Annotated in this window: 8 protein-coding genes; all 8 read left to right on the forward strand. The window is 29.8% G+C overall.

All coding sequences use genetic code 11. The features are described from left to right. The first annotated feature begins 200 nt into the window (after window positions 1-200). Entirely contained in the window at window positions 201-593 is a 393-nt protein-coding gene (locus tag IM532_RS13345; RefSeq protein ID WP_194183997.1) for a transposase, read from the forward strand. A 77-nt stretch (window positions 594-670) separates the two neighbouring features. Continuing rightward, complete coding sequence (locus tag IM532_RS13350) at window positions 671-1102, forward strand: DDE-type integrase/transposase/recombinase (RefSeq protein ID WP_194183998.1); 432 nt, start codon at window positions 671-673, stop codon at window positions 1100-1102. Continuing rightward, the gene (locus IM532_RS13355; protein ID WP_194183999.1) at window positions 1099-1440 is read left to right on the forward strand and encodes an integrase core domain-containing protein; all 342 of its coding nucleotides are present in this window, start codon (window positions 1099-1101) and stop codon (window positions 1438-1440) included. Before IM532_RS13350 ends, IM532_RS13355 begins: the two co-directional genes overlap by 4 nt. Window positions 1441-1497: 57 nt before the next feature. Further along, the gene (locus tag IM532_RS13360) at window positions 1498-2412 is read left to right on the forward strand and encodes a hypothetical protein (protein ID WP_194184000.1); all 915 of its coding nucleotides are present in this window, start codon (window positions 1498-1500) and stop codon (window positions 2410-2412) included. 417 nt (window positions 2413-2829) lie between these two features. Further along, window positions 2830-3060 carry a hypothetical protein gene (locus IM532_RS13365; RefSeq protein WP_194184001.1) on the forward strand — a complete coding sequence of 77 codons (231 nt, stop codon included), beginning with the start codon at window positions 2830-2832 and terminating at the stop codon, window positions 3058-3060. 210 nt (window positions 3061-3270) lie between these two features. Next, window positions 3271-3525, forward strand: coding sequence for a hypothetical protein (locus tag IM532_RS13370; protein ID WP_194184002.1), 255 nt, complete (start codon window positions 3271-3273; stop codon window positions 3523-3525). A gap of 7 nt (window positions 3526-3532) precedes the next feature. Continuing rightward, complete coding sequence (locus IM532_RS13375) at window positions 3533-3850, forward strand: hypothetical protein (protein WP_194184003.1); 318 nt, start codon at window positions 3533-3535, stop codon at window positions 3848-3850. 222 nt (window positions 3851-4072) lie between these two features. Next, window positions 4073-4906: a hypothetical protein gene (locus tag IM532_RS13380; RefSeq protein WP_194184004.1), complete on the forward strand. Its 834-nt coding sequence runs from the start codon at window positions 4073-4075 to the stop codon at window positions 4904-4906. Window positions 4907-5227: the final 321 nt, after the last annotated feature.

A 5227-nucleotide genomic window follows, 5' to 3' on the forward strand; every position in this document is an offset into this window, starting at 1 on the left:
GTGAACTTAATGAAAGACCTCGAAAAGTGCTCGATGGATATTCCCCTGCACAAGTTTTTAATCAGATGATTATTAAACAAATAAAATAATCAAAATTTTTACTATTTTTATACTATCGTTGCATTAGTAACTTGAAACCGCCCAAATCTTGCAAAGTCCTAAAATAGGTTGACAAAAAATTAAACAACATTTGTCAAACTATGGATTCAAAAGAAAAACAGCCCTGCCAAAAAAAACAGTATCAAAAGATCAGTTTTGAACTGAAACTACAAATTGTTGACCAAGTCACTAATGGTCAGATATCCGTTAATTTTGCTTCAAAAAAATACAATGTTTCTCGCTCTGCGATCGATTATTGGATTAGAAAATTTGCTAACTTTAAGCAAAAGACAACGAGTATGAACAAAGATCAGGAAATTAAAAAGTTAAAGGAACGTATTGAAGCATTGGAATTTATCAAAGACTTCCAACAAGATATGATTGCTGATTTTGAATTGATTACAGGAAAGGAATTAGCAAAAAAGTTTTTACCCAAAGATATAGCCAACGAAATCGAGAAAAAGAAAAAGCAAATTTTAAAAGACAATGGATAGCCGAAGTCTTTGGGATTACTCGTCAAGGTTTTTATAAAAAATTAAAGCGTATAAAAGAAGATGAGAAGGCACAAGAATTGATTATTGAGAAAGTACAAAATGAACGTTTATTGCAACCCAATTATGGAGCAAAAAAATTACATCGAGCGCTACATCAGTTCTTTTTGGAGAATCATATTAAGATGGGAAGAGATGCGTTTATAAAGCTCTTAAAATGGAACAATTTATTGGTTAAGAAGTCTAAAAACTTCCATACGACAACCAATTCGAAGCATCGTTTTTTTAGAAATCCAAATCGGTTAATGGATCTAACAATTTCTCAGAGCGAACAAGTTTGGGTAAGTGATATTACCTATTTAAAAATTCAGAATGAGCATGCTTATTTGGCTTTGATTACTGATGCTTATTCTAAGAGAATAATGGGCTATCAATTGGCTCAGCATATGAGAACTGACTTAGTTATCGATGCGCTTAAAATGGCTTTAAAAAATCGAGGTTATAAGCATTGATACATCATAGTGATAGAGGAATACAATACTGTAGCCCTAAATTTACAGCATTTGCTCAGAAAAATGGTATTCTATTAAGCAATACACAAAACTCAGATCCCTATGAAAATGTTATTGCAGAGCGTATAAATAGAACGCTAAAATACGAATATGGGCTTCGAAAAAACATTCCAGATATGATTACTGCTCATAAAATGGTCAAACTAGCTATTGAAATCTATAACAACAAAAGATTACATTTAAGTCTTGATTATCAAACGCCAGCTTATGTGCATACAAATGAAAATACGATTTATAAATCTTATAAAACAACAAAGAAAAATAGTATATTCGTCTAATTATTAACTAAAATTTTGTCAACTATTTTAGGACAATACACAAACAGTACTCTATAAATGAAACACCAAATTTTATTTCTGATTATTTTTACATTTTCATTAAATATTTTCGCACAAAAAACAGAAAAAATAAAATTAGAAAATCCTGAAGATTATTATCTAAAAATAATTCCTAAAGGTAAACCTAATGCAATTTTATTTTTATTTCACGGTGGTGGAGAAACCCCAGAAGATGTTTTAAAACAAATTGAATTGCCTAAATTAGCTAGTAAAAATAATTTTTTAGTCATTCTACCCCATTTTTCAAATGATTCTACAAAAATGTTTGAAGAAATAAGTTCTACAAATATAATTGCAAATCAATTAATGAAAGAATATAATATTTCAAATAATAGTATTGTTTTGGGTGGTTTTTCTGGAGGCGGAATGCTTTCCATTACCTTTGCTGAAAGAGCTGTTCGAGATAAAAATACATCATTTATTCCAAAAGCAATTTTTGCAATTGATGTTCCTATTGATTATGAGCAAATGTATGAGAGAGCACAACGAGAAATTAAACGAAATTTTTCAGAGATTGGAGTCAGTGAAGCAAATTGGGTAATTAATGATTTCAATACAACTTTTGGTGGAAGTCCTACTGATTTTCCAAACGAATATGAAAAATACTCTATGTTTACATATAGAAAAGAAGATGGTGGAAACGCAAAATACTTAATTGACATTCCAATAAGAATTTATACAGAACCAGGAATTGAATGGCAGTTAGAAAATAGACACCGAGATTTATATGATTTGAATTGTACAAACATTTCTGCAATGATTAATCTGCTACAACTTAATGGAAACAAAAATGCAGAAATTATATCGACATTTAATAAAGGAAAAAGGTTAAACGGAACGAAACATCCACATTCTTGGAGTATAATGGATTCAAATGATACAATGAATTGGATTATAAAACAAATAAAATAAAAGTCCTTCTGCTAACATAGGTTTTGCAAAATGCGGGGTTTAGTCAAAGCTGAAAATTTCATCAAAATAATCCGCAACTGCTTTTCATATTGTTTTTTTCTTTAATTTAGACAATCTGAAAAAGCATTTGCTTCGTTTATGAATTCTTGAACTTTTGGTTCTTCGAATTCCCGCACTTCGCAAAGCCTTTTTCCGTTAGCAGAAATTATAAAATCAGCACTACCTTAAATGAAAACTTTTAAATTTTCAATATTAATTATCACAATAGCTATTATTAAAATCTTAGCTTATAATAATTTTGAGTTTTCGAATCACTTACTAAATGTATTTAGTAAACTAACTTTAAGTTTTTCAATTTTATATTTAATATATTTCATTATAAAAAATACTATTAATAAATCTATTAAATCAATTTACTTGAATTTAGGATTTATATGTTTAACCGCATTTTCAAGTTTTTTAATTATAAGTAATGAAAAATCTCCGGTTAAAATTATTCATAAAAGTGATAATAGTTGGGTAGAAATATATTCTATGGATAGAACAGTATGCATTTGTACTGAATCTCCAGAATATTGTGATGAATTTTGCAAAGAATCATTTATTGTTCAAAAAATTGGAATTTTTAATAAAAAAACAAAATTATAACTTCTGCTAACATACTATTTGCGAAAAAACGGGCTGAAGGCTAACTTTTTTGTCATAATTTTTCAGTCGCAAAATTGCTTTTCTTAAAACAATACACTAATTTAGTTTTAGCCAAGCAATTTGCTTGAACGCACGAACTTGAACTTCGTTCAATTTCTCTACCGTTCTTCGCAAATACTCGGCTCGTTAGCAGAAATTTTTCCCAAAGCAATGTTAGAAAATCAAAGAGTTAAATTAAAATCATTTTTAGGCGCAAATTCAAATAATTCTGATTTAGATGAAAGAGAAAATTATTGGATTTTAATTGGAAAAACTGGAAAGATTATTGAATCTAAAAATGAAAATTTTGAAAATAGAGTTTTAGTATTATTTGATGATAATTTAGATAAATTGAATCTATTTAATCATAATCCAATCAAAAATTCTTTATGGATTCTAACTACAGATTTAGAAATTGTCGAATAGTATCAAAATGAAGGCAAAATTATTTATTGATGAAATTTTAATCGGAATAATAAATTTAGAAATTTCGGATGAATCTATGGGAGTTCTTTCTGGAGTTTTAATCCCAAACAAAGCTTACAAAAACTATCAAAACGAAATACATAAACATTTTGAACAGAAAGGTATTTCTAATATTGAGGATTTCAATTACAAAATACTTTTAGAAAATGGGTTTCAACTAAAACCTGAAGGAGGAATTGGAATATTACATTCTCGTGAATTTAGCGATGAAATTATTGTTGAAACAGCAGGAAATAATATTGAAGAAATAAAAAACTTCTGCTAACATCGGCTTGGCAAAATGCGGGGTTAAGTGTAAAATTGAACTCCTCGCCTTTTTATCCGCCAAAAGCTGTTTGCTTTTTTTTTTTATTAAATTTACCAAAAGGCTCACAGCTTTGGCTACGTTTCGGTATAAATTGAACTTTCGCTCAATTCAAGCCCGCACTTCGCCAAGCCGCGGCCCGTTAGCGGTCATTGTTGAGCGACCCAAGAAATATAAAAAAATATGAATGAATCGGTAACAGTAGACGAAGCAATTTCGAGAGGACACAGAATGGTTAACTATCCAGTTTTTATAATTATGATTGGAACAATTGGACTTACTATTTATTTAGGAACTCAAAAATTAATTCCATCTTGGGGTTTTCCAATTGGTTTCTTTCTTGCATTTGGACTTGCTTGGCTTTGGTGGAGTGTTATGATTACAAAGTGGCGACTTTGGGCTTTTGACAATGTTAGAAATGTTCATGAACTAAAAAAACGAGCAATTCAAGAAAAACTAATTTGGGCTGACAATAGCATTTTTGAAAAGACAGAAATTCGTACAAGAACTGACAACGAAAAATTAATTTCATTACGAAATAAATTTAAGCAAGATGACCTTTTTCAAGACGACTTGACAATCCAAAATGAAACAATAATTTATTATTCAAAAGGTGGCAATTTTGTAGAAATGATTTTCATGTTTTTGTTAGTGGGTGTTGGAATTTACCTTCTTGCAAAAACAGATAGCTATATTTTAGGTTCTGTATTGACATTACTAGGTGCTTATCGAAGTTTCAAAGAATACAAAGAGGCGACTAATACTGAACCACAAATCATACTTAATGAAAAAGGTATAAAAACTATAAATACTGACTTTTATAGTTGGAATGAAATTGAAAACGAAGAAGTAATCAGTCAAGGTTCAGGAAAACTCACACATTATTATCTAACTTATGACCATCCAGAGGGAGCAGAACATTTGCAAATAGATGACTACGAAACCAATCAACGAGATTTAAACAAATTAATAATTTTATATCGTGGAAGAAGCAAAAAGAAAACAACGAACCGCTAACATCGTATTTGCGAAAACCGGGGCTGAAAGTTAACTTTCAGCCAATCTTTTTCCACTCGCAAAATTGCTTTTCTAAAAACAATACACTAATTTTAGTTTTAGCCAAGCAATTTGCTTGAACGGATGAACTTGAGCTTTCGCTCAATTTCTCTCCCGTTCTTTGCAAATACTCGGCTCGTTATCTGCTATTGCAACGCGGGTTCAGAAAACTAATGCAACACTATAAATTATTAATTTAGTGTTGTTATGAGCCAAAATTATACAAGATTATCCCAACAAGAACGATTTAAAATTGAGAAATATTTAGATCAAAAACTTTCC

The organism is Faecalibacter rhinopitheci, assembly GCF_015234135.1.
Taxonomy (GTDB): Bacteria; Bacteroidota; Bacteroidia; order Flavobacteriales; family Weeksellaceae; genus Empedobacter; species Empedobacter rhinopitheci.